The organism is Aeromonas sp. FDAARGOS 1406 (genome assembly GCF_019048565.1).
Classification (GTDB): Bacteria; Pseudomonadota; Gammaproteobacteria; order Enterobacterales; family Aeromonadaceae; genus Aeromonas; species Aeromonas caviae.
In genome coordinates this window covers 2,462,252-2,486,848 of record NZ_CP077378.1, presented here as the reverse complement: position 1 = coordinate 2,486,848, position 24,597 = coordinate 2,462,252, and the positions used below count along the sequence as shown (strand labels likewise).

The window sequence follows — 24,597 nt, the reverse complement described above, 5'->3', positions numbered from 1 at the left end:
CAGGAAGACATTATGGAGTCGGCTAAAAATTTCAATCTGATGCAGGCGCTCAAAGAGAACGGCATCTATGTGGTGTTGCTGGTGTTGCTCATGATCATCGTGATCAAGGAGCCCTCCTTCCTCAGCCTCACCAACCTCAGCAACATCCTGACCCAGTCCTCGGTACGGGTCATCATTGCCCTCGGGGTGGCGGGCATCATCATCACCCAGGGTACTGACCTGTCGGCCGGTCGTCAGGTCGGTCTGGCGGCGCTGATCGCGGCCACCATGCTGCAGGCCCTGACCAACGTGAACAAGGTCTTCCCCACCCTGGGGGAGGTGCCCATTCCGGCGGTGATCCTGCTGGTGTGCGTGGTGGGCGCCCTGATTGGTCTGGTCAACGGCCTGATCGTCGCCTACCTGAACGTGACGCCCTTCATCACCACCCTGGGCACCATGATCATCGTTTACGGCATCAACTCCCTCTATTTCGACTCCGTGGGGGCTTCCCCGGTGGCCGGGTTTGACCCTCGCTTCTCCAACTTTGCGCAGGGCTTCATCCGGATTGGCGGGTTCAAGCTCTCGTACCTGACCTTCTATGCGGCCATCGCCAGCGTCTTCGTCTGGGTGCTGTGGAACAAGACCCGCTTTGGCAAGAACATCTTCGCCATCGGTGGCAACCCGGAAGCGGCCAAGGTGTCCGGCGTCAACGTCGCCGTCAACCTGGTGGTCATCTATGCCCTGGCCGGTGTCTTCTACGCCTTCGGCGGCATGCTGGAAGCGGGGCGGATCGGCAGTGCCACCAACAACCTCGGCTTCATGTACGAGCTGGATGCCATCGCGGCCTGCGTGGTGGGGGGCGTTTCGTTTGCCGGCGGTGTGGGAACTGTCGCGGGTGTGATCACCGGCGTACTTATCTTCACGCTGATCAACTATGGTTTGACCTACATCGGTGTCAGCCCTTACTGGCAGTTCATCATCAAGGGCGGCATCATCATCCTGGCGGTAGCCCTGGACTCCATGAAGTACGCCAAGAAGAAGTAAGCATTGGCAGGGAGGGCCGGGTCATCCCGGCCCTTTCTCTTTGGAGGGACCCATACCATGGCATTCAAAGTCAAAATCAACGTGCTGTTGCTGCTCGCCATTCTGGTCACCATCGGTACCGCCTGGTTCAGCGTCAACCACTTCATCAGCGGCTACATCCGCACCCAGGCCACCCAGAACATCAACGAGCAGATCACCCTGGTCAGGGAGAAGCTGGCGGGTGACATCAACCAGAAGGTGCTGCTGGCCGCCAACCTCAACCTCGGGGTGACCAGCGTCAAGAAGGCGCTGCAGGAGACCGGCTTTCACAACATCGTCAAGCTTATTGGCGACATGGCATTCGACGCGAACGGGGTCATCGACGACAAGGCCAGGGTTGACGCCCTGCGCAAGCTGATCCCCGCCGCCAACAACCAGATCACCGTCAGCCCGCTGGAGCAGCTGGACGGCAAACCCGTCATTTCCATCCTGGTGCCGCGTGGTGCCGACTCCGCCTACCTCTACTACCTCGACATGAGCGAATTCAAGACGCTGCTGACCAAGGTAAGCGGGGAAGGGCGTTACTTCTCCCTCACCGACAGTCAGGGACAGGTGCTCTACAGCAGCAAGCCCCAGGGAGAGAGCGAGAGCCGCCCCAACAAGCTGGATATTCGCGGCAGCGAGTGGACCCTGACCGGTTATGTGGATCTCGACTATATCCGGGCCATGACCCAGGCGCTCAACGGCAAGATCACCCTGGCCCTGCTCGGGGTGGCGGCGCTGGTACTGGCCCTCTCCATGGTGGCCCTCAACCTGGCCTATAGACCCATCCTCTCCCTGCGCGACCTGGTGCAGGAGCTCTCCCAGGGCAATGGGGATCTGACCCGCCGGCTCACGGTGACTAGCAAGGATGATCTCGGCCAGATCTCGGCGGGCATCAACCGTTTCATCGAGCAGTTGCAGGGCATGATGGGGGAGGTGAGACAAGCGAGCGGCCAGCTCAATGAAGGGATATCGGCATTGGCGAGGCAGACGGGGTCGGCCCAGGGCCTGCTGGCGGAGCATGTGCGGGAGACCGAACAGGTGGTCACCGCCATCAACGAGATGAGCCGTACTGCCGTCTCGGTATCGGAGAGCGCGGCCAATACTGCCCAGCTGACCGGCCAGAGCCAGCAATTGGCCAACCAGTCGCGTCAGGTGGTGGATCAGGCCATGGCCAGCGTCACTGCGCTGGTGACGGAGGTGGAGACCACGGCACACTCCATCGAAGCCATGCAGCAGGATGTGCAGCAGATAGGCTCGATTCTCGGGGTCATCGGTGGCATCGCAGAGCAGACCAACTTGCTGGCCCTCAACGCCGCCATCGAGGCGGCCCGGGCTGGTGAGCAGGGGCGGGGGTTTGCGGTGGTGGCGGACGAAGTGCGCTCTCTGGCGGGACGCACCCAGAAGAGCACTGCCGAGATCCAGACCATGCTGACCCGGCTGCAACGGGGCACCCAGACCGTGGTGGCCGCCATGGGCAACACCCGGCAGAGCTGCCAGGATGCGGCGGAAAACACCAGCAAGGTGAATGCGTCACTGGATCTGATGGCGGGAGAAGTGGTGGAGATCAACGATCTCATCGGCCATATCGCCACGGCCGCAGAGGAGCAGAGTGCCGTTGCCGAGGAGATCAATCGCAACATGAGTGCCATCGCCGAGGTGATCACCCAGCTCAAGGGGAATGGCGAGCGCACCGTGGACAGCTCGAACGCCATGCAGCGCACCTATGACAGGCTGCGGGAAATAGTGGGGCACTTCCGGCTGGAATAGCGCCGGCTGGGCGAGTCCCGGTTACCCTGGCCAGCAATGCCGTGGTCGGGGTGACCCATCAGCGGGCAGACGTGAAAAATACCCAAAAAAGATGGGGGCGACTTGCGTCGCCCCCGATAGTCTTATCGCTCATATCCTTGAACGAAGTTGCTCCCTGCAATCCCTGACTATACCTCTTCCTTTAGGTTTCCCCTTCCCAATCCTTTGGGGTGTCCTTTAGCCATCATGGCCTGACGAGTCATCCGTTCCCGTCGCACTTTCTCCGTCCTGGGAGGTGTCCTTTACCACATCCTGTGGTGAGTCCATTTGCCCAACCCTGGCAGCCAGTCTTCCTGACCGACTTCATTGCGTCCGTGCAGGAGTAACTATAAGGATTTCGCGCAGGGCGACAATGACATGCTGAAAAACGTTTTGTTCAAACTGGTTTCCCGCGAAAGGATAATGAAGTTATCTTTTTTAAAATCATGGTTTTAATGATCTCTCATGCTGTTTTTTCACGCGCATCTTCCGACTATGGCGAGAATTTTATTGGTGCTTTGCTTACGCAGTCGATGGCGAATATCTCACAAGGCGTTTAACTGCGGTTCAGAATCCGGGGAGGCCGGTCAGTGTCGATCGCAGATGAGGGTGGAGGAGGGCAATGGGCATGATGCTGGTGGCGTGGTCCGGATCCCATTCAGGAGATAAAGGAGGTAAAGCGGGGATGACCCAAGAGGAGCTCGCCTCCCCTTGGGCGAGAGGGTCAGGGATGCTGGCTGCCACCGTGCCATTGGCATAGGTAGGCGGGTACCAGCATCTGGGGTGTCTGGTCAACGTGACAGACCACCAGCGGCATGGCGGGGGCTCCCTGGGCATGCACCAAGGCCGGTGTCATGGGCAGGACCAGGGCGACGAGCAGAAACAGCGACGGGATCTTCATGGTTATCTCCTTGGTGACGGGAACGAATGTGACAAGCATCACTTTTTGAGTTAAGGCGAACCCGAAATCGGCGCAAGGTGACTGAAAAAATTCAACTAATGAAAAAACTTTGAATCCCGGTTGCACTCCGGTCGGTGAAAAAGGCGCCATCAGGATGCGTGCAAAATGCATATCCATATAAAAGAGATAGTGCACACAACTTGGCAATGAGGCTCGCCATCTGGCCCGGGCAGGCCGCCATGATCTGGGACAAGAGATGGATTATTCAGCGATAAAGGAGCAGGTGATTATTTATGTGGGAGCAAACGGGATGATAAGCGAGTATAAATTCAAAGGTGGGTGAAGTTTATTCAAAAAATGAGCGATTTGATTTTAATAAAATGATTTATTTGATGTTTTTTATTTGTGGCTATCCATTTATGGATATCATGGATGAATGAAATTGCGTTCTTTGTGGAATATATTGGGGCTTTATTGCGTATTTATGCCGGATGGAGGGTGAAGGAAATGTCAGATATGTAAACTCCATCATAAATTAACTTCTGAATTTATGCAGTCTCGGGTGAATGTGATCAATGTCCAAGTTTGGTGGAGTTGCCAGACCTAATCTCTGCGTCGAAAGGCAAGGGCAGGATAGAACACAAGCCGAGTACCCTACATAAAGAATATCCCGCCTTAGCCACGAGCCTGAATAGAAGGAATCTATTCAATCACTCGCAGGGACCACTGCTAGACGGAATATCATCATGAGCAAATTTTATGTAGGTTCTGAAGTTGGCCAGTTGCGCCGTGTCATGTTGCACCGCCCCAACCTCAGTCTGAAGCGTCTGACCCCTTCCAACTGCCAGGATCTGCTGTTTGACGACGTCCTGTCCGTGGAACGTGCCGGTCAGGAGCACGACAAATTCGCTCAGGTACTGCGCGATCAGAATGTCGAAGTCTTCCTCCTGACCAATCTGCTGGCGGAAACCCTGGACGTGCCGGAAGCCAAAGCCTGGCTGCTGCAACACCAGGTCTCCGACTATCGCCTCGGCACTGCCCTGGCCAACGACGTGCGCTGCTTCCTGGCGGACATGCCTCACCGCGAGCTGGCCCGCATCCTCTCCGGCGGCCTGACCTACTCCGAGATGCCCTACAGTGGCGTCAACATGGTGGTCGGCATGCATGCCCCGACCGATTTCATCATCGAACCGCTGCCCAACCACCTCTTCACCCGCGATACCTCCTGCTGGGTCTATGGCGGCGTCTCCATCAACCCCATGGCCAAGGCCGCCCGTCGTCGCGAGACCAACCACGTGAAGGCCATCTACCGCTGGCACCCGCAGTTTGCCGGTCAGGAGTTCATCAAGTACTTCGGTGACGAGGAGCGCGACTACGACAACTCCACCATCGAAGGGGGCGACGTCTTGGTCATCGGCCGTGGCGCCGTGCTCATCGGCATGTCCGAGCGCACCACGCCACAAGGGGTGGAGCACCTGGCCCGCAGCCTGTTCAAGCACGGTCAGGCGAAGCAGGTCATCGCCATGGAGCTGCCGAAACACCGCAGCTGCATGCACCTCGACACCGTCATGACCCACATGGATGTCGACACCTTCTCCGTCTATCCGGAAGTCATCCGCAAGGATGTGAACTGCTGGAGCCTGACCCCGGGAGGTACCACCGGGATGAACATCAAGGAAGAGGGTTACTTCGTGACCGCCATCGAGAAGGCGCTGGGGGTGGATCAGCTCAGGCTCATCACCACCGGCGGCGACAGCTTCGAGGCCGAGCGGGAGCAGTGGAACGACGCCAACAACGTGCTGACCGTGCGCCCCGGCGTGGTGGTGGGTTACGAGCGCAACACCTACACCAACGAGAAGTACGACAAGGCCGGCATCACTGTGCTGCCCATCCCGGGTGAAGAGCTGGGACGTGGCCGCGGCGGCGCCCGCTGCATGAGCTGCCCGATGGAACGTGACGGCATCTGACAAGACGGCGTGGCGCCGGCAGAGGCTGGCGCCACACACACCCGAATTCGAGAGTAACACCCATGAAAAAACCAACTGTCGTCGTCGCCCTGGGGGGCAATGCCCTGCTCCGCCGCGGTGAACCTCTGGAAGCCGACATCCAGCGCAAGAACATCGCCACCGCCGCCAAGACCATCGCCCGCATCGCCGAGGATTACAACGTGGTGCTGGTGCACGGCAACGGCCCGCAAGTCGGCCTGCTGGCCCTGCAAAACAGCGCCTACACCAAGGTATCCCCCTATCCCCTGGATGTGCTGGGTGCCGAGTCCCAGGGCATGATCGGTTACATGCTGATCCAGGAATTGAAGAACCTGATGCCGAGCCGCAACGTCACCGCCCTGCTGACCCAGGTGCAGGTCGATCCCCAGGATCCGGCGTTTGCCAACCCGACCAAGTTTATCGGCCCGGTTTATGAAGAAGTGGAGGCCCGCGCCCTGGCTGCCGAGAAGCAGTGGTCGGTCAAGGCCGACGGCAAGTTCTTCCGCCGCGTGGTGCCGTCCCCGCTGCCCCAGCGCATCGTCGAAGGCGACGCCATCGAAACCCTGATTGCCCAGGGTCACCTCATCATCTGTACCGGTGGTGGTGGCATCCCGGTGACCTGGGATGGCCAGAGCCTGACCGGCATCGAGGCCGTCATCGACAAGGACATGTCTGCCGCCTACCTGGCCAAGCAGATCAAGGCCGACGCCCTGCTGATCCTGACCGACGCCGATGCCGTCTATCTGGATTGGGGCAAGCCGACCCAGCGTCCGCTGCGGGTCACCAGCCCGGACGAGCTGGCCGGGGTCAAGTTCGATGCCGGCTCCATGGGGCCCAAGGTCGAAGCCTCCTGCGAATTCGTCAAGGCGACCGGCGGCATGGTCGGCATCGGCGCCCTGGAAGATGGCCTCGCCATCCTCAAGGGGGAAGCCGGCACCAACATCGTCGCCACCAATACCGTCAATGCCTGAGCCAAGGCTCTGGTCTGAACAACTGCGTAGTCAATAACACTGCCAAATTGGTCTGAACAAATATAGAGAGAACTCATCATGGCTTTTAATCTGCGTAACCGTAACTTCCTGAAACTGCTGGACTTCACCCCGCGCGAAATCCAATACATGATTGACTTGGCCATCGACCTGAAGAAAGCCAAATACGGTGGCTATGAGCGCAAGCATCTGGTCGGCAAGAACATTGCCCTGATCTTCGAGAAGACCTCCACCCGCACCCGCTGTGCGTTCGAAGTGGCGGCCTTCGACCAGGGCGCGCAAGTTTCCTACCTCGGCCCAAGCGGTTCCCAGATCGGTCACAAGGAGTCCATGAAGGACACCGCCCGGGTACTGGGTCGCATGTATGACGGTATCGAATACCGTGGCTACGGCCAGGAGATCGTCGAAGAGCTGGGTGCCTACGCCGGTGTGCCGGTCTGGAACGGCCTGACCAACGAATTCCACCCGACCCAGATCCTGGCGGACTTCATGACCATGCTGGAGCACGGCAAGGGCAAACGTCTGGATCAGATCAAGTTCGCCTACCTGGGTGACGCCCGCAACAACATGGGCAACTCCCTGATGGTGGGCGCCGCCAAGATGGGCATGGACATCCGCCTGGTGGCGCCGAAAGCCTTCTGGCCGGAAGAGAAGCTGGTTGCCACCTGCCGCCTCATCGCCGAAGAGACCGGTGCGCGCATCCACCTGACCGAAGACGTGAAAGAGGGTGTGCTGGGTGCCGACTTCCTCTACACCGACGTCTGGGTCTCCATGGGTGAAGCGAAGGAAGCCTGGGATCAACGGGTAAAACTGATGACCCCGTATCAGGTCAACATGGACGTCATCAACGCGACCAAGAACCCGGATGTGAAGTTCATGCACTGCCTGCCGGCGTTCCACAACGACGAGACCAGCATGGGCAAGGAAGTGGCCGACAAATATGGCATGAAGGGCCTGGAAGTGACCGAGGACGTGTTCGAATCCGAGCACAGCATCGTGTTCGACGAGGCGGAAAACCGGATGCACACCATCAAGGCAGTGATGGTGGCTACGCTGGGCGACTGACGTCGTCAGTGGTGCCGGGGGGTGACCCCCGGCTTTTCAACCATGTGACAGCGGCATAATACCTCCAACCCTACGACCCGCAGCCTGCATGGATACCACACCCACAGAAGGAAGCTGGACCATGACCAAATTCAAGTTCCCGTCAGCCTACACGATACTGTTTGTGCTGATCGCCCTGGTGGCCGCCCTGAGCTGGATAGTGCCGGCCGGCAAATACGAGATGACCATGAACGAGGCCCTCGGCAAGGAAGTGCCGGTGGCCGGTACCTACAAGCTGGTGGATGCCAATCCCCAGGGGATCGTCGACGTGCTGCTGGCACCCATCGACGGTCTCTACAACCACGACACCTACGAGGCTGGCGCCATCGACGTCTCCCTCTTCATCCTGATCATCGGTGGCTTCCTTGGCATCGTGACCAAGACAGGTGCCATTGATGCAGGTATCGAGCGTGTAACCGATCGCCTGCGTGGCCGTGAAGAGTGGATGATCCCGATCCTGATGGCGCTGTTCGCCGCAGGGGGCACCATCTACGGCATGGCGGAAGAGTCTCTGCCGTTCTACACCCTGCTGGTGCCGGTGATGATGGCGGCCCGCTTCGACCCTGTCGTAGCTGCCGCGACCGTATTGCTGGGCGCCGGTATCGGTACCCTGGGCTCCACCATCAACCCGTTCGCCACCGTGATCGCCGCCAACGCGGCCGGCATCTCCTTCACCGACGGCATCTGGTTGCGGGTCGCCATGCTGGTGGCCGGCTGGCTGATCTGCGTGGCCTATGTGATGCGTTACGCCAAGATGGTGCGAAGCGATCCCAGCAAGTCCCTGGTGGCTGACAAGTGGGAAGAGAACCGTGCCCAGTTCCTTGGCAACAAGAGCGACCAGATGCTGGAGTTCACCACCACCCGCAAGATCGTGCTGGGTATCTTCGTCGCCGCCTTTGCCGTGATGATCTACGGGGTGGCCGTGCTGGGCTGGTGGATGGCGCAGATCTCCGGCGTGTTCCTGGCTGCCGCCATCATCGTCGGCGTCATCTCCCGCATGAGCGAGGAGGAGCTGACCTCCAACTTTATCGATGGTGCCCGCGATCTGCTCGGCGTGGCCCTCATCATCGGTATCGCCCGCGGTATCGTGGTGGTGATGGATAACGGCATGATCACCCACACCATTTTGCACAGTGCAGAGGGGATCGTGACCGGCCTCTCCACCATCGTCTTCATCAACGTGATGTTCGTGCTGGAAGTGGTGCTCTCCTTCCTGGTGCCGTCCTCCTCCGGTCTGGCGGTGCTGACCATGCCGATCATGGCGCCGCTCGCCGACTTCGCCAACGTGGGCCGCGAGCTGGTGGTCACCGCCTATCAGTCCGCTTCCGGCCTGGTGAACCTGGTGACCCCGACCTCCGCCGTGGTCATGGGGGGACTGGCCATCGCCAAGGTGCCCTATGTGCGCTGGCTGAAGTGGGTGGCCCCGCTGCTCGGCATGCTGACTGTGCTGATCGTGCTCTGCCTGAGCCTGGGTGCCGTGCTGGCATGAATGCCGACAGACATAGGGACAACAACGGGAGCCTGGGGCTCCCGTTTTTGATGGCTGGCAAGGCGGGGCGCCCGGGCTCTCCCGTGGTCTGGCTCCTTGCCGCGCGGGCAACAAAAAGGCGACCCCAGGGTCGCCTTCTGGCATCCAGCAGGGGTCAGCGGGCGTTTTCCAGGGTGCGCACCACGGCGGCGTGAGCCTGGCGGGTTCGGCTGATGTGGCGCGGGGCGATCAGTACCACGTCGTTGCCGGCCACGGCCCCCAGGATCTCGGGATTGGCGTTTCGATCCAGCAGGCGAGCCACCACGGTAGCGGCCCCCGGGGTGGTATGCACCAGCACCATCTGCTGGTTGTGGACCACGGCGCGCACCATGTCGTGGATGGAGCGGGTGCTGCCGGCGGGCTCCAGCTGCTCGTCCACCAGGGTGTAGACCTTCTTGCCGTTGGCGTTCTGGGCCTTGGCGACCCCGAGACGGCGCAGCAGGCGGGAGATGGTGGACTGGCTGATGTCCGCAAAACCGCGGGCGGAGAGCTCGCGGCGGATCTCCTCCTGGGTGCTGTAACAGTGCTGGCCGATGATCTGGCGGCAGGCGTCTAGCTGGGCCAGGTCGGACTCTGGTTCTGCTGGGCGGCTGAGGGTGTTGACCATGGCGACTTCCTTTGGCGATGAGCGATGGCGGTCTCGCCCAGTCTGTCGTTCCGGCTTTTCATAGCGAAAAACACTAGTGAGGAGCACTCAAGCAGGGGATGAGCGAGGTATATCCATTACGGGATGGCAAATTATAACCAAAGGGGGAATAAGTGATGTGACAGGGTTCAAAAATGGGCCCGACGGGGCCCACATGGATATCCTTTGTCGGCAGGAAATCAGTAGCGTTCGCTGACGATGTCCTGGGTGAAGGACTTCTCGCAGTATTTGCACTTCATCCGCACCGCCCCTTTCACCTCGCGCACCCGGAAGTAGCTCTCCACCGGTTCGTTGTGGGAGATGCAGTTGGAGTTGGGGCAGTGGAAGACCCCTTCGATGAACTCCGGCAGCGCCAGCTGGTGCTTCTTCACCACCACGAAGTCTTCGATGATGTTGACGGTCGCCTTGGGGGCGAACAGGGCAAGCTGGTTGGCCTGCTGCTCGGTCAGACGGGTGTTCTCGATCTTGATGAGATCCTTCTTGCCGAGGGCGCCGGATTTGAGGTTGAAGCCGACGGTGATCCGCTCCTGGGTCTCGATCAGCTGGAACAGCTTGAGGATCTTGATGCCCTGGCCGGCGGGGACGTGGTCGATGACGGAGCCGTGACGGATGGCTTCGACTTGCAGTTGGTTCTTCTCGGACATGATGTTCCCCTTTCCCTTAGACGGTTTCGTTCAGTACCAGTGCCAGCAGTGCCTGGCGGGCATAGACCCCGTTCTCCGCCTGCTGGAAGTAGTAGGCGTGGGGGGTCTTGTCGACGGCGACCTCGATCTCGTCAACCCGGGGCAGGGGATGGAGGATCTTCATGGTGGGCTTGGCCCCTTCCAGAGTCGCCAGCTCCAGCACGAACTTGGCGGCCATGTGCTTGTACTCGGTCTCGTCGAAGCGCTCCTTCTGGACGCGGGTCATGTAGAGGATGTCGAGCTCCGGCATCACCTCTTCCATGGTCTCGTGCACGCTGAAGCGGATGCCTTTCTCTTCCAGCTCCTCGCAGAGGTAGTCCGGCATGGCCAGCGCCTCCGGGGAGATGAAGAAGAAGCGGCAGTTGAACAGGCTCAGGGCCTGGGCCAGGGAGTGGACGGTGCGGCCGTACTTCAGGTCACCGACGAAGGCGACGTTGAGGCCGTCCAGCTTGCCTTGGGTCTCGTGGATGGAGAAGAGGTCGAGCAGGGTCTGGGTGGGATGCTGGTTGGAGCCGTCACCGCCGTTGATGACCGGCACCCGGGAGAACTCGGAGGCCAGACGGGCTGCCCCTTCCTTCGGGTGGCGCATCACCACCGCATCGGTGTAGGAGCTGATGATCTTGATGGAGTCGGCCAGAGTCTCGCCCTTCTTGGCGCTGGTGTTGCCGCCGTCGGCGAAGCCGATGATGTTGCCGCCCAGGCGCTGGACCGCGGTCTCGAAGGAGAGACGGGTGCGGGTGGAGGCTTCGAAGAAGCAACTGGCGACCAGCTTGTCTTTCAGCAGGCGGCTGTCGGGTTCGGCCTTCAACCGCTGTGCGGTGGCGACCACCAGTTCCATGTCGGACCGGGTCAGATCCGAGATGGAGATGACGTGTTTGTTATAGAGTGGATTGGTCATCGTCTGCATTCCCTTTGGCATCAATGAAGGTTTTTCCGGCACAAAAAAAAGCCCCTGAAACAGGGGCTCTTTTCAAAAAAAACGGGGGATCTGTGGGACGGGAACCGGAAACAACGGGGCCGCTCTGGTGCGCTCCACCCGTCTGCAAGGCTGCTTTTTTCATCAAAAACGGCATTGTCCTGTCCCGACCTTTTTCAAAACCGCACCGATTATAGGGCTGGTTTTTGAATTGTCAAAAATTTATTTCATAGGCAGGATTTGGCCAGAAAAACGTTTAAGTGTCGCGAACGGGTCGACAAATCCAGAGTGCGTGCTGCGCCTGCAAGGGGGCGCCATCGGCGGCCATGCTGCGCAGGTAGCCGAGCCTGTGGTGCCCCTCCAGCAGGCAGTAGGGATGGGGCAGGGGGTGACCGTCCGGGTAGCAGGTGCCCGGGGCGGTGGCGAGGACGATGACAGGCTCGGACCAGGTGCCCCGGCGCAGCATGTCATCGCCGAGCCAGGAGCGGCGCACGTAGCGGTTGCTGCGCAGCATCTCGCCCCAGCGATCGATCACCTCCATGTGGCGGGAGTCTATCTGCTCGATAATCTGCGCGGTGGGCCAGTGCTCGCACTCGAACTGGTGGCTGGCGAGATCGATAAAGCTCCAGTTGGATTCAAAACCGCGCCAATGACGGTAAATCCACTGGGCGAGCACATTGGAGGGAATGGAGGGCGCCAGGGGAGAGACTCTGTCCAGATAATCGGCCAGGGTCTCCGTCTTGCGCTCATCCCGGAAGTTGAGGGGCGCAAGCTGTTGCAGCAGTCGGTAATTGAGCATGGGCAGCCTCCCTGAGCCTGGTTTCACCCTACCCCCATTTGTGTCCCATTCCTACCCCGTCGGGGCTGCAAATACAGCAGCTTACCCCCGCTCCTTGTTGGAATTGCGGGGATCTGCTCGTCATTTGTTCGATCGCATCGAAAGTGAGAAAAAAAGCCTTTACCTTTGACCTCCGCTTTGTATACTACGCCTCGTTTGTTGCAGGGGCGTAGTTCCAATTGGTAGAACAGCGGTCTCCAAAACCGATGGTTGCGGGTTCGAGTCCTGCCGCCCCTGCCATTTTCAGAAAGGCCAGCTCATTGAGCTGGCCTTTCGCATTTCTGTCATCTGATGAAATTCCGATTATTCCCTCCGTCGCAGCCACCTGTTTCGGTGTTTATTAAAGAGTGCTTGAGTGTGACGACTCAAGCACTCCTGTTGATGCATTGTGCCATGGCGGGGTGCTAGTGCGGCTGTTCAAGGGCTTTACTCTCCTCGAAGGCGGCCTGCGCCGCCTCCAATCGCCCTTGGTCATTGGCAATATTCCCCAGCTTGTTTAACACAATGGATAGATCCCACAACACTTGCGGACTGTCGCCGAGGCTGGCTCGCAGGCTGCGGCAAAGAGTCAGGCTCTCCTCAAATAGGGCCTGGGCGGCTTCAAGCCGCCCCTGGGCATGGGCAACATCACCAAGTCGTTCGAGTGAGACGGAAAGATCCCGCAGCTTCTGCGGGCTATCGCCGAGGCTGGCTCGCAGGCTGCGGCAAAAGGTCAGGCTCTCCTCAAAGGCTGCTTGGGCGGCTTCAACCGACATTCCGCACCTGATTTAGGAATAAATTTGCCGATAGCGCTCACCCAATACCTCCAAAATGATCTGCTGGTCTCCTGTTAGCTCCGTTACTTGTGGCGGAGCTTCTCCCAGTCGATATTCATGGATGCCACCAAAGCGCAAAAAGATCCAACGGGCCGTCGGCTGCTGGGTCGGTTTCTTTTTCATATCCGCCACACTGCGATTCTGCTCCACTAATCCCTGCCGGATCCGGTGCTCCAACGCTGCGTAAATCATCAGGCTACAGGTCATCACCATGAGCAACGCTTCAATCCGCTCCGGCTTTTTCAGGTACAGTGAGGAGGTTAAAAACTCCGGGCTCTTGAGAAAACGAAAGCCCCGTTCGACATTCTGCTGCGCTTTATAGGTGGCCAAAAGTTCGGCCATGGTCAGCGTATCGCTGTGGTCATTGGTCGCCAGGATGAACACCCCGGTCTGGTTGTGGGCCTCTTCAACGCAAGCCAGGCTAGTTGCCGCCAACCCAGTGATTTGAAACTGATGGCCAATTGGCTCTTCGCCACGCTTGGGTCTGCCACGTCCTGTATAAACGGGTTCACCTACCACTTCGGCATCCAGTTGCAGCAGCATCAAGCTGGCGGTAAAACAGCTCAACTCAGCTTGGGCATCCGCCTCACAAGCAAAGCGTCGGGCACACAATTTGGCGAAGGCTTTGAGCTCGCGGGTACTGTCTTTGAGCAGGTTTTTGGCCAATGTCTGCTGCTCGCGGTGGCTGGCTTGTTCGCTGCGCACCAGCAACCAACGTTGCGCGACCCCGGCATAATTCGCGTGTTGCCAACGGCCATGATAGCCATTGCCCAGAGCGGTCAGCGGTTGTGCACCTATGGTTGCCACGGCCTGCTTTGCCTCATTGAGAGTGACGGGCACCCGGGTCACAAATAGTTGCTGCTGTTGCGCCAGTAATTGCAAGGTATCGGCGCAGTACAGTGCGGCATCGCCGACCAGATAACGGCACTCCTGCGCGGCCTTGAGACTGCTCAAATGGCGACGAACGGTCTGGGCAAAGGCTTTGGTGTCATTACTATTGCCGCTCAGGGCCTGCATATAGACAGGTAGGCCGGCCTGATTTTCACAGATGAGCTCAAGGATCACTTGATTCAGCTCTGGCCGGTGATCACGACTATAACCACGCACCAGTTGCAGCTTACCGACCAGATCCCCATCGGCACAGTCATAGGCGCCATCGACGTGGAAGCTGGTAATATCGAGGTGCACTGCGGTGCTTTTGAGCCCCAGCCGCTCGACAACTTGCGCCGCCATCACCTGATACAAGGCGCTGACATCGGCCTCAAAGAGGGCATCGAGACAGCGACCGAGCACATCATCATTGAGGTCATCAGCACAGATCCCGGGGCCAATCAGGCGCTCAACCGGCTTGTTAGCGAAGAATTGCGGGAACATGTGCAGGGTGCTGCTGTGAAAGCCGAGGCCGTTCACTATCATGGCGACCAAGGCTTCACCATGTGAGACCTTGAAAGGCGGGGTTTTGGGGAGCAAGGCATCGATCATGCGGGCAATGCCCAGTTCCTGGCAGAGTGCGGCGACCAAACCAAGGTGATCGAGGTTACGGATCGAGATAGCGGGTGCGGCCATGATGATCTACCTGCAAAAGAGAGTAATAGATCAGAACGGCCGATCGCCGTCAAGCACTGAAAATAGCAAAATCAGGTGCGGAATGACGGCTTCAAGCCTCCCCTGGGCGTGGACAATATCACCCAGCCTGTTTAACGCGACGAAGAGATCTCGCAGCACTTGCGGGGTATCGCCGAGGCTGGCTCGCAGGCTGCGGCGAAGGGTCAGGCTCTCCTCAAAGGCGGCCTGGGCGGCGTCAAGCCGCCCCTGGGCGTGGGCAACATCGCCAAGTCGTTCGAGTGAGATGGATAGATCCCGCAGCACCTGCGGGCTATCGCCGAGACTGGCTCGCAGATTGTGGCGCAGGGCAAGGCTCTCCTCAACGGCGGCTTGGGCGGTTTCAAGTCGACCTTGTATGAGAGCGATATCTCCCAGCTTATTTAACCCCACGGAGAGATCCCGCAGCACCTGCGGGGTATCGCCAAGGCTGGCTCGCAGGCTGCGGCAAAGGGTCAGGCTTTCTTCACAGGCGGTCTGGACGATCTCAAGTCGTCCCTGAGCCCGAGCGATATCAGCGAGGTTATTCAGAGAGACTGAAAGATCTCTTAGCATCTGGGGCTGCTGCCCCCATTTGCTTACAAGAGAGCGAAACGTCGCGTTCGCTTTCTGTTCAAGCTCGAACGCCTCCTCGAATAGATGAATGCGACACAGCATCTTTGCCAGTTGAGATTGGGCTACTGCAAGGTGTCGCATATTTTTTGCAGACGGTTTTTTCTGACATGCGTTTTCGGCGCGCCTGAGCGCCTCACGCCGACTGCTCACCTGTTGGTCGAGGGTGGCCCGATCCTCCGGGAGCGGTGGGATAGGGGGCTCGTGAAAAATATCTGGTTGAGCGAGCATCCGGGGTAATTCGATAAGCTGCTGGCGGATGCTCCAAAGGTCTGGCGCCATGGTCACGATGTGCGGAGCAAAAGAGAGGGGCAGCTGGATAAACAAGGGGCTATTGAGGCGCTTTTCCAGTTCTGAGCGGCGTTTATTGAGAATGGAGAGGATGGTCTTTCGTGCGCGATCCCAGGGTTGCTCTGTTTGGCTTGATTCTGGTGAGGCATTGACTACAGCATCCACCGCCGATAACTCAAGCCACACCGGGGCGCCTTGAGTGCGCGTCTCGTCAAACAGCTCGGCGATTAGGGTGGTTTCGGCCTTTCTTGCATCCGTTGAGCGGAGCCATCTTAGTGGCTTGCAGTGGGATCGCATCAGGTCGTTGACGTGCTCGCGCAGGGTGATAGCGGCGCGACTGTCTTCTACCAGTACAAAGAAAAGGGAGAAGTCCTGATGCCAATCCAGCAGCAGCTTAATTTCAGTCCAAAGTCGTTCGAGATGATTATCAGACATGTTGGTAAATGATCGGGGGAACTTGATACCAGATACTGCCATTTTGATAGTTCAGTACCAATGAATGATCGAACAGACGAATAATGGGTGGCAGATCTTTTTCCAGCGCAGTCATGTGCTGTGCCAAATTACCACTCTCTCTTGCAGTGTTCTAAATAACTGATCCCAATAGTGCTACACCTTCGCTGTGCCATAGCCATTCCCCGGGAAAGGAGACACGGTATCCATGAAGTGTTTCACTCGGGCCAGCAGGTTTGCCATCCCTCTGCATTGATGATTGCGCGTGATGGTTTCATGTAACTTGTGCCATAGCCGTTCTATGTGATTAACCCAAGGGCTGTAAACTGGCTGGAACACCAGGCAGAACTTGGGATTCTTCTTCAACCATCGCTCGGTCTGTTTGCTTTTGTGAATGATGTAGTTATCGAGGATCAACGTGATGGTTTTGGCTCGTCGGTAGTGGTGGCGCAGCTTTTCCAGCATGGCAATAAACAGCGATGAGTTTTTCTTGATCCCGCTGACGTAAAGTACCCTTCCGTTGCCTGCGTGGAGAACGCCTGCCAGATAATGCTTGGCATTCTGCCCCGGTGTGACAACCCGCTTTTGCTGCGCTCTGAACATCCAGTCGGCTCCTAATTTGGGATTGAGGTCTATATCGACTTCATCCTCATAAAACACCGGATTATCGGCATCACAGCGGGCCAGCGCGGCGTCGATATTCGCCATTTTTTCCTGATAGGCTGGGTCTTTTATCCGCAAGGTCGGCACGGGCCTGCGCCAGACAATGCCCATACGAGGTAACCATCGGCGGAGCGTGGAGGCTGCCACATTGAGCCCTGTTAACCGATTGATTTTTATAGCCAATAGTTCAGTACACCAACGGCTGCGCTGATAACCAAAATCTTGCGGAGAAAACTGCATGAGCAGCACCAGTAGGGTGACAATCTTGGCGATAGGTAAGACTGGGGCACGGCCAGCCGGTAAGGCTTCTAGCGCATCTATGCCTTCATCTCGATACCACCGAAGCCAACGACCGATGGTCGAGCGCGCAGCGCCGGTAAGGTGATGAACATCGGTGATCGTGCGTCCTTCATGTAACAGCAAGATGGCCATCAAGCGACGAGCATGTCCTTTATCACGGGTGGCATGGATGATTTTGTGAATGCGGCGCCGTTGTGGTCGTGGCAGAGGTGGTAGGATAGGCATCAACTCAGTCCTTTGGGTGTGGCTTGTTTTGTTTAGCGACTAATCAGATCGCACAAACTGGACTGAGTTCCCTTCCTCCGGTGATCTACTATTCGGAACAGCTATTTAGCCATTTCCGGTCTTCGGCGTTTAGCCAATGCAGATGTTTGGTTTCCTCCACTATGGCCTGAGTGATGGGTTCGCTCTGCATATCCGCGAGTGGATAACCTGACTTTATCCGGGAATTCAGATAATAAGTGCGACACTCATGGATGAATGGCGAGAGGTGGCCAACTGCTGATTGGTGGTACCCTTCTGCTCGCCAAAGTAAAAGCAGTATCACCATGAGCTATCAGCAGTTGACCGAGGGGCAACGATACCAGTTATCGGTGCTTCGCGCACAGGGGATGTCCATCCTTGCCACCGCACGCGCCATTGGCGTTCATCGCTCCACCCTCTACCGGGAGCTGCGTCGTAACGCCGGGCCGCAGGGCTACCAGCCAGACAATGCGCATCAGCACGCCACCCACCGACGGGCCAGTGCGGCCAAATCTCGGCTATCTGCCGATGTCATCCAGTTTGTCGAGCTGACACTCGCCTGGTGGTGGAGCCCGGAGCAGATAAGCGCGGTGGGCAAGCAGATAGGCCTCATGGTGAGTCACGAGTGGATATACCGCCATGTGGCCGCCGACAAAGCCCGGGGTGGCCAGTTGTACCGCCATCTGCGCCAGGGCCACAAGCGCTACCGCAAGGGGGCGAGCAGCCTGCGTTCTCCCATCAAGGAAGCCCGCTCTATTGATGAACGGCCGGCTATCGTCGATAGCCGGGAGCGGCTCGGTGATTGGGAGGCGGACACGGTGCTGGGCAAGCAAGGCACAGGTGCACTGGTCACCCTGGTGGAGCGCAAGAGCCGGCTCTATCTGGTCAAGCGGGTCGCGAGCAAACAGGCTGGGGTGGTGCGGGATGCGATAATCGAGATGTTAACGCCCTACATCGAGCAGGTGCATACCATCACCTTTGACAACGGCGGCGAGTTTGCCGAACACAAGGCGATAGAGGAAGCGCTGGGTGCCGAGACTTACTTTGCGCACCCTTACTCTTCGTGGGAGCGCGGTCTGAACGAGAACAGCAATGGGCTGTTGAGGCAGTTTATCCCAAAGGGAACAGACCTGAGAGAGGTCACGGACGAGGATGTCAGGAGAGCGGAGCAGTGGCTCAACCTACGACCTCGGAAATGTCTCGGATTCAGGCAGCCTGTCAAGGTATTCGAAGAGTACCGTCAGGCGGCATAGGCGAGTGTCGCACTTCGAAGTTGAATTCGCGATCAGCTCCGCCTTTCTGATACTGAGCCTGATGAGAGAAAACATGCGCCTGAGGTTACCACCAGATAGCCAGGCCAGTTCGCTCATGATTTCTAATGTGATATAGCGCACCCAGTCAGGACGTCGCCTATTAACCACTTCCAATATTTTATCGATGCCGGACTGATTTTTTTCTGGCATCTGACCTTGCTCCGGCTTGTTCATCACCTTGAAGTTAGAGAGTGAGTAGGTCCCAGAATAGAATTGATCGATATTAGGTAACACGGCATGCAGATAGGGTGGTGTAGTGTAGATGACGGTAATGTCAGGGAACGATAAACGATCAGGAAAATTAAAGAAGAGATCCTTCAGTGAGTCATAAAGAACCTGTTCGTGGCCAGATGGGGCTGACAAACGCTCCAGAGAGTCGACGATAAGCACCAATTTATTCTGTCCGGTTTTGGCTTTTACCTGGTCGGCGACTTCCTTGGCAAAGGTATTGGCATCTATAAAAAATTGACTGGAGGCGCGAGCGAACTGGATCAGCTCTTTTTTGAAGGACGGATTATCCCGCAGTGAAAAGGCAGCTTCGATATTGGCCATCTTCAAGGTTGGTTTAAGCTCGACATCACTGGTCAGGGCTCGTTTGGTACGTTCCCAGATGCTTTCTGTGAGGAAGTTTTTTCCAAATTTTATTTCAATCCCATGGGATAGCCCGGCCAAGGCGGTAAAAACCAGTTCGGTTTGGGTGATCTCCGGTTCATTTAAATCGAGGTAATCACCTGCATCACAATAAAATACCGGAATGTTTTCTTGTTCGAGTTCGAGCATCAGTTTCTTTAGCTCGGTGGTTTTACCTGCACCCCTGAGGCCGGAAAATAAATAACAACCCGGAGAGTCTTCCCAATCTATAGCTTGTTTGATTTCGGCAACGATATCGTGGGCTGCATCGGGAGAACGATTTACATAATAGGTTGCCACATCTTTGTCACGCAATGCGGTATCCAAAAATGCATTGTGAAAATCTTTGGGGCTCCATGCTGTCCAGGGTGAGAGCGTGAACATCCTGTTAAATTTCAGAGAGTTTTTGCAGGCCAGCTGCGAGCACAGTGTCCAGATAGTCACTGCTCATCGCCGCTATTTTCTGCTTGCGTCTGATGCTCGCTTTGCGTGATGTTTCCGCCCTTAGCATGTTCACGGCCATGTGTCGGATACAGGCCAGATTCTCCGCCGCGTCTTCGCGATAGATGGGGCACGCATCTTCTCCCATCGTCACATCCAACACCCAGTGAAGCTCGTTTTCGATGGCCCAATGACCGCGCACGGCACGGGCAAACTCATCTCGGTCAAGCACCTTTGAGCTGATGAAATAACGTTGTTCTATAGCTATTTTTTGATTTTTTTCAATACGATAAGAGATGGCTACACCCAGGCTCTGCAACCCGTCCCAATCGGCAAACTGGGCCGCCAGTTCCCCGGCCGGGATGACGTGATATTCACGACCGTCAACGCGCCCATGAGCCTGTTCTACCGCCGCCGTCTGCGCTGACAGCGGGGTGGCCATGGCCGGAGCGAGCGCCTGTTTCACGGCCTCAAGCAGCTTGGGCTGATTCCCCTTGACGGCCAACAGATAATCCCCACCCTGCTGCCGGATAGACGTGGCAATGGCAGTCTGGCAGCCCATGGCATCGATGGAAACCAGGCATTGACGAATGTCGAGCAGTGCCAACAATTCGGGAATGGCGGTGATTTCGTTGGATTTTTCAGCGGTTTTCACCTGACCGAGCACCAGTTTGTTGGCGGCGGCGTAGGCGCTGACCATGTGGATAGTCGATGAACGATCTCCGGGTTGATAGGAGCGACGCAGGGTCTTGCCATCAACGGCAATCAATGCCCCATCCATCTGCTGCTGGATGGCCTGGGTCCAGCGAATGAATGCTGCCTGAAACTGCTCTGGCTGGATGCGGGAGATGATCCTGGCGATGGTGTCATGCACAGGAATACCATTTAGAAACAGTCCCTTATCTTGAAGCCATGCCAGATGGACCTCGCCAAAGTCTTCGATGTCCTCCCACCCCTGAGCGCCACCAATCACAGCGCAAACGGTCAGAAACAGGACATCGTAAAAGGGATAAGAGATTTTCGCGGGCTGGCGGTTATCGTGGATTTCACTGAAAAACCGGGTAAAGAGGGCATCGACTGACATCACATGGCTCCAGAAAAGAGCACATAAGATCATAGTCAGATCGTGAGGTCAAACCTGTTTATATGGTTAAAAAACATTCACGATCCCGCCCTGCCATGCTGTCTCGTTCATGATATTTCACCGAAAAAACAAAATAAGTGCTCGAGAATAACATGCGCAAGGCGGCGCTGTCACTGGGCAGTGTCATGGGGGGGAAAATGCAGAATATTTAAAATAATTCAATAAAATCAACACGATAAAGTGGTTTTTCGCAGGTTATGTACAGGGCCTTAAGCGGCGAGCCCATTTAAATGTCTTCCAACGTCCTGTTCTGTATCGATTTGCTCTGCTTGATTCGGCAGGCGTTCTTGGCCAAATACTCGGCTGTCTCCATGCCAGTATTTCCATTATTCCTGTCAGGGCACTATGAGCCACGGCTTCCAATAGAGGCAGCCACCACGTCACACTGCGCTTCGACGCTTCCAATATCGATAATGCCCCACTCATCACACTCTGCGCGCCCCGTCTTTTCATCATCAACGACAGCCGCTCGTCCGCGCCCAGTCACCCTCACCAGTGGATGGCGGGGGGCGCCTGAAGGAGGAGAGAGGAGGCGAGGATCTCGTGATTTTCGTGACTCACAGCAGCTCCTGTTGTCAAAAATAATCAAATTGAGGTGATTCACTAAAGTCCAGTGGGACTGCCGCCGATATCACCTACCAATATGGGGGTGTTCCTGGCCTCCTGTCACCACAAGGATTTGTAGTCATGACTCTCTCGTTGCGCGGCAAGCTGCTCGCGGCCAGCCTGGGGGTAGTGCTGCTGATGGCAGCCCTGCTCGGTATTGTCGCCTTCCACACCCTCAAATCCCGCACCCTTGACGCCATCCAGAGCGAGGCGGTCAACTACGGCCACGCCCACTCGGTGGCCATCGGCAACTGGCTTGAGGATCGCAAGCACGCGGTCGACGCCCTGGCCGCCGTCATTGCGCGCGACCCCGACACGGCCCTGGTGCCCCACCTGTTGCAGACCCGCACCTCCGGCGGTTTCGGCCTCACCTATTTTGGTTCGGCGCAGGGGGAGATGACCCGCCACGATCCCGCCCTCAACACCGCCAACTATGACCCCAGGGCCCGCCCCTGGTACCAGAACGCCGACAAGGCGGGCAAGCTCATCGTCACGCCGCCCTATGTCAGCGTGACCATGCAGCAGATGGTGGTGACCCTGGCCGAGCCGGTGAGCCACCAGGGCCGGGTGATCGGGGTGGCCGGGGCGGATCTCTCCCTCGACGCCCTCATCGACGAGGTGCTGGCCATGAAGGTGCAGGGAGAGGGCTACGCCATGCTGCTCGACCGCACCGGCCTCATCGTCGGCCACCCGAACAAGGAGCTGGCGCTCAAGCAGGTGGCGGAGCTGGATCCCGGCCTCACCGGGGCGGCGCTGGATGCGTGGAGCCGCGACGGCGAGCTGCACGGCGCCAACCTGAACGGGCGCGAGGTGCTGCTTTCGGTGCAAGGCGTGCCCGGCACCGACTGGCTGCTCGCCATGGTGATGTACAAGGAGGTGCTGGAGGCGCCGCTCGCCTCCCTGCTGTGGCAACTGGTGGGGCTGACCCTGGTACTGCTGCTGGTGTTCGGTGCCCTGCTCATCGCCATGTTCAACTACCTGTTCGCGGATCTGGGGCGGGTCTCCAGGGCGCTCGCCGACATCGCCCACGGGGAGGGGGATCTCACGGTGCAGATCGCCACCCGCAGCCAGGATGAGGTGGGGCAGCTGGCCCAGAACTTCAACCAGTTCGTGGCGCGACTGCACGGCATCGTCAGCCGGTTGCGGGACGTCACCGTCGAGCTGGCGGCCCAGTCCCGGACCCAGGCGGCGGGGGCCGAGGCCCGCAGCCAGCGGGTGCGCCAGCAGCAGGACGAGATCGTCATGGTAGCGACCGCGGTGACCGAGATGGCCTCCGCCACCCAGGAGATCGCCGGCAACGCCGAGTTTGCCGCCAACACCGCCGGCGATGCGGTGCGCCTCGCGGTGGCCGGCCAGTCCCAGGTCGGCCAGAGCCAGCGCAGCATCACGGGGCTGGCGGGGGAGGTCTCCGACGCCAGCCAGACCATCCACGAGCTGGATGGCCACGCCCAGCAGATCAGCGGCATTCTGGCCACCATCAGCGGCATCGCCGAGCAGACCAATCTGCTGGCCCTGAACGCTGCCATCGAGGCGGCCCGGGCCGGGGAGCAGGGGCGCGGCTTTGCCGTGGTGGCGGATGAGGTGCGGGTGCTGTCGCGCCGCACTCACGACTCCACCGCCGAGATCCAGCAGATGATCGAGGCGCTGCAGCAGACCACCCGCAAGGCGGTGGGCGGCATGGAGACCAGCCACCAGCTGGCGGGCACCAGCGTGGAGGACGCCGAAGCGGCGAATCTCAGCCTGGGAAGGATCAACGAGGCCATCGGCGCCATCAGCGACATGGCGACCCAGATCGCGGCGGCGGCCGAGGAGCAGACCTCGGTGACCGGCGAGATCAGCCGCAACACCGAGAATATCCGCCACGTCTCCCAGGCGCTGGCGGCCCAGGCTGGCGAAGAGGCCGCCCAGGCGGCCCAGCTCAAGTCTCTTACCGAGCGGCTGGAGCAGGAGATCGGGCGCTTCCGGCTCTAGGCTGCGACCCGGATGTGACAAAGGCGACCCTGGGGTCGCCTTTATTCATCCTGTGTATGGATATTATTTCGCCATGCACCTGCTGAATAATGCCGGGTCCTGGCCCGGCAATCGGCCAGGCCAGGGGCTCAGAGGGGCTTGATGTAGCTGTAGAACTCGTTGTCCCGCTGGTAGCCGTGCCCTTCGTAGAGGGCCTGAGCCTGCCGGTTGTCGGTGGCGGTGCTCAGCATCAGGAAGGCGGCGCCCGTCTCCTGGCCGTGGCGATCGGCCCGCGCCAGCAGCGCCTGGGCCACCCCCTGCTGGCGGGCCGCCGGCGCCACGAACAGATCGTACAGCAGCCAGATGGGCTTCAGGGCGAGGGAGCAGAACAGGGGATAGAGGTGGGCAAATCCCAGCACCTCTCCCGCCTCGCTCTGGGCCACGAAGAGCACCGACTCCCCGGCGGTGCAGCGCTCCAGCAGGAAGGCTTCGGCGGCCTCGGGCCGGGCAGGCAGCCGGTAGAACGCCCGGTATTCCACGAACAGGGGGGTGACCCGGGGAATGTCCTGCGGGGTGGCCTGGAAGATCCTCATGGGGCGTTCCCCGCCGGATCCTGGCTGACCCAGATCAGCCGGTCGGTGGCAAAGCCGAGCCCCCGGGCCCGCTCGACCAGGGCCTCTACCTTCTCTTTGGGGGGATGGGGCGTGCGGGAGAGGATCCAGAGGTACTGGAGGTTGTAACTGCTCACCAGGGAGAGCTCATAGTCCGTCGCCAGCACGTTGTAGCTGCCGTAGAAGGGGCCGAAGAAGCTCACCTTGAGGCGCCCCTCGTCGCTGTCACCCACGAAGTAGGCGCGCCCCTCGGCCTCGCGCCACTCCCCCTGTTCGTCCTGCCCCCGGTTGATCACCCTGACACCGCCGTCATCCCGCAGGCTGTAGGTGGCGGTGACCCGGTTCAGGCCGCGCTCGAAACCGTGATCGAGGCGGGCCACCTCGTACCAGGTGCCCAGGTAGCGGTCGAGCTGGAAGGGCTTGACCACCTGGTGTCCCGGTGGAATGCCGGTGCAGGCGGTGGCCAGCAGGGTCAGAACGAGCAGGATCAGTGTGCGCATG

The 24,597-nt window shown here is 58.7% G+C and carries 21 protein-coding genes, 1 tRNA gene and 1 pseudogene; 9 read left to right on the top strand and 14 right to left on the bottom strand.

Translation table 11 applies throughout. The features are described from left to right. Positions 1–12: 12 nt before the first annotated feature. Together mglC and I6L36_RS11660 are read left to right on the top strand one after the other, a co-directional pair. Positions 13–1,023 carry a galactose/methyl galactoside ABC transporter permease MglC gene (mglC, locus tag I6L36_RS11665; protein WP_010676014.1) on the top strand — a complete coding sequence of 337 codons (1,011 nt, stop codon included), beginning with the start codon at positions 13–15 and terminating at the stop codon, positions 1,021–1,023. Between the two features lie 57 nt (positions 1,024–1,080). After that, on the top strand, positions 1,081–2,814 hold the full coding sequence (locus I6L36_RS11660; RefSeq protein ID WP_053288026.1) for a methyl-accepting chemotaxis protein: 1,734 nt from the start codon (positions 1,081–1,083) through the stop codon (positions 2,812–2,814). A 742-nt stretch (positions 2,815–3,556) separates the two neighbouring features. Here I6L36_RS11660 and I6L36_RS11655 read toward each other — a convergent pair. Next, positions 3,557–3,733 (bottom strand): hypothetical protein, encoded by a 177-nt coding sequence (locus tag I6L36_RS11655; protein ID WP_174219058.1) that lies wholly within the window; start codon positions 3,731–3,733, stop codon positions 3,557–3,559. Between the two features lie 746 nt (positions 3,734–4,479). On the opposite strand from I6L36_RS11655, the gene arcA reads away from it, so the two are divergent. The 4 genes from arcA to I6L36_RS11635 all read left to right on the top strand — a co-directional run bounded on the left by arcA (position 4,480) and on the right by I6L36_RS11635 (position 9,300). Then, the gene (arcA, locus tag I6L36_RS11650; RefSeq protein WP_053288027.1) at positions 4,480–5,700 is read left to right on the top strand and encodes an arginine deiminase; all 1,221 of its coding nucleotides are present in this window, start codon (positions 4,480–4,482) and stop codon (positions 5,698–5,700) included. Between the two features lie 62 nt (positions 5,701–5,762). Then, on the top strand, positions 5,763–6,689 hold the full coding sequence (locus I6L36_RS11645; protein ID WP_053288028.1) for a carbamate kinase: 927 nt from the start codon (positions 5,763–5,765) through the stop codon (positions 6,687–6,689). A gap of 78 nt (positions 6,690–6,767) precedes the next feature. Then, positions 6,768–7,772, top strand: coding sequence for an ornithine carbamoyltransferase (argF, locus tag I6L36_RS11640; RefSeq protein ID WP_216986695.1), 1,005 nt, complete (start codon positions 6,768–6,770; stop codon positions 7,770–7,772). A 121-nt stretch (positions 7,773–7,893) separates the two neighbouring features. Further along, positions 7,894–9,300: a YfcC family protein gene (locus tag I6L36_RS11635; protein ID WP_053288030.1), complete on the top strand. Its 1,407-nt coding sequence runs from the start codon at positions 7,894–7,896 to the stop codon at positions 9,298–9,300. A 154-nt stretch (positions 9,301–9,454) separates the two neighbouring features. Here the strand turns inward: I6L36_RS11635 and I6L36_RS11630 are convergent, their stop codons facing one another. The 4 genes from I6L36_RS11630 to I6L36_RS11615 all read right to left on the bottom strand — a co-directional run bounded on the left by I6L36_RS11630 (position 9,455) and on the right by I6L36_RS11615 (position 12,383). Next, on the bottom strand, positions 9,455–9,946 hold the full coding sequence (locus I6L36_RS11630; RefSeq protein ID WP_039039633.1) for an arginine repressor: 492 nt from the start codon (positions 9,944–9,946) through the stop codon (positions 9,455–9,457). Positions 9,947–10,164: 218 nt separating this feature from the next. Continuing rightward, complete coding sequence (pyrI, locus tag I6L36_RS11625) at positions 10,165–10,629, bottom strand: aspartate carbamoyltransferase regulatory subunit (protein WP_010676006.1); 465 nt, start codon at positions 10,627–10,629, stop codon at positions 10,165–10,167. 16 nt (positions 10,630–10,645) lie between these two features. Further along, entirely contained in the window at positions 10,646–11,566 is a 921-nt protein-coding gene (gene pyrB / locus I6L36_RS11620) for an aspartate carbamoyltransferase (protein ID WP_010676005.1), read from the bottom strand. A gap of 274 nt (positions 11,567–11,840) precedes the next feature. Further along, positions 11,841–12,383, bottom strand: coding sequence for a hypothetical protein (locus I6L36_RS11615; RefSeq protein ID WP_053288031.1), 543 nt, complete (start codon positions 12,381–12,383; stop codon positions 11,841–11,843). A gap of 202 nt (positions 12,384–12,585) precedes the next feature. Here I6L36_RS11615 and I6L36_RS11610 point away from each other — a divergent pair. Beyond that, positions 12,586–12,662: transfer RNA gene (locus I6L36_RS11610), tRNA-Trp, on the top strand. Positions 12,663–12,826: 164 nt separating this feature from the next. On the opposite strand, the gene I6L36_RS11605 is transcribed toward I6L36_RS11610, so the two are convergent. The 4 genes from I6L36_RS11605 to I6L36_RS11590 form a co-directional block, all read right to left on the bottom strand. Next, positions 12,827–13,177 carry a tetratricopeptide repeat protein gene (locus I6L36_RS11605; RefSeq protein ID WP_216987140.1) on the bottom strand — a complete coding sequence of 117 codons (351 nt, stop codon included), beginning with the start codon at positions 13,175–13,177 and terminating at the stop codon, positions 12,827–12,829. Between the two features lie 12 nt (positions 13,178–13,189). After that, the gene (locus tag I6L36_RS11600; protein ID WP_049636888.1) at positions 13,190–14,803 is read right to left on the bottom strand and encodes an IS1634-like element ISAs25 family transposase; all 1,614 of its coding nucleotides are present in this window, start codon (positions 14,801–14,803) and stop codon (positions 13,190–13,192) included. 30 nt (positions 14,804–14,833) lie between these two features. Next, a complete protein-coding gene (locus tag I6L36_RS11595) occupies positions 14,834–16,219 on the bottom strand; it encodes a tetratricopeptide repeat protein (RefSeq protein ID WP_216986694.1) in 1,386 nt (461 codons plus the stop codon). A 132-nt stretch (positions 16,220–16,351) separates the two neighbouring features. Next, a complete protein-coding gene (locus I6L36_RS11590) occupies positions 16,352–17,383 on the bottom strand; it encodes an IS630-like element ISAhy2 family transposase (RefSeq protein WP_001809438.1) in 1,032 nt (343 codons plus the stop codon). A gap of 323 nt (positions 17,384–17,706) precedes the next feature. On the opposite strand from I6L36_RS11590, the gene I6L36_RS11585 reads away from it, so the two are divergent. Beyond that, the gene (locus I6L36_RS11585; protein ID WP_019706001.1) at positions 17,707–18,654 is read left to right on the top strand and encodes an IS30-like element ISAs2 family transposase; all 948 of its coding nucleotides are present in this window, start codon (positions 17,707–17,709) and stop codon (positions 18,652–18,654) included. On the opposite strand, the gene I6L36_RS11580 is transcribed toward I6L36_RS11585, so the two are convergent. The 3 genes and pseudogenes from I6L36_RS11580 to I6L36_RS11570 form a co-directional block, all read right to left on the bottom strand. After that, complete coding sequence (locus tag I6L36_RS11580; RefSeq protein WP_216986693.1) at positions 18,583–19,728, bottom strand: ATP-binding protein; 1,146 nt, start codon at positions 19,726–19,728, stop codon at positions 18,583–18,585. The two genes, I6L36_RS11585 and I6L36_RS11580, sit on opposite strands and share 72 nt — an antisense overlap. Before the next feature lie 4 nt (positions 19,729–19,732). Continuing rightward, positions 19,733–20,869 (bottom strand): ISAs1 family transposase, encoded by a 1,137-nt coding sequence (locus tag I6L36_RS11575; RefSeq protein WP_114523334.1) that lies wholly within the window; start codon positions 20,867–20,869, stop codon positions 19,733–19,735. A 286-nt stretch (positions 20,870–21,155) separates the two neighbouring features. Next, a pseudogene (locus I6L36_RS11570) lies at positions 21,156–21,394 on the bottom strand (IS4 family transposase); the annotation flags it as partial. 222 nt (positions 21,395–21,616) lie between these two features. On the opposite strand from I6L36_RS11570, the gene I6L36_RS11565 reads away from it, so the two are divergent. After that, positions 21,617–23,506 carry a methyl-accepting chemotaxis protein gene (locus tag I6L36_RS11565; protein WP_216986692.1) on the top strand — a complete coding sequence of 630 codons (1,890 nt, stop codon included), beginning with the start codon at positions 21,617–21,619 and terminating at the stop codon, positions 23,504–23,506. 128 nt (positions 23,507–23,634) lie between these two features. Here the strand turns inward: I6L36_RS11565 and I6L36_RS11560 are convergent, their stop codons facing one another. Beyond that, positions 23,635–24,078 carry a GNAT family N-acetyltransferase gene (locus I6L36_RS11560; protein WP_053288033.1) on the bottom strand — a complete coding sequence of 148 codons (444 nt, stop codon included), beginning with the start codon at positions 24,076–24,078 and terminating at the stop codon, positions 23,635–23,637. Continuing rightward, positions 24,075–24,596, bottom strand: coding sequence for a lipocalin family protein (locus tag I6L36_RS11555; RefSeq protein WP_041211937.1), 522 nt, complete (start codon positions 24,594–24,596; stop codon positions 24,075–24,077). Before I6L36_RS11555 ends, I6L36_RS11560 begins: the two co-directional genes overlap by 4 nt. Position 24,597: the final 1 nt, after the last annotated feature.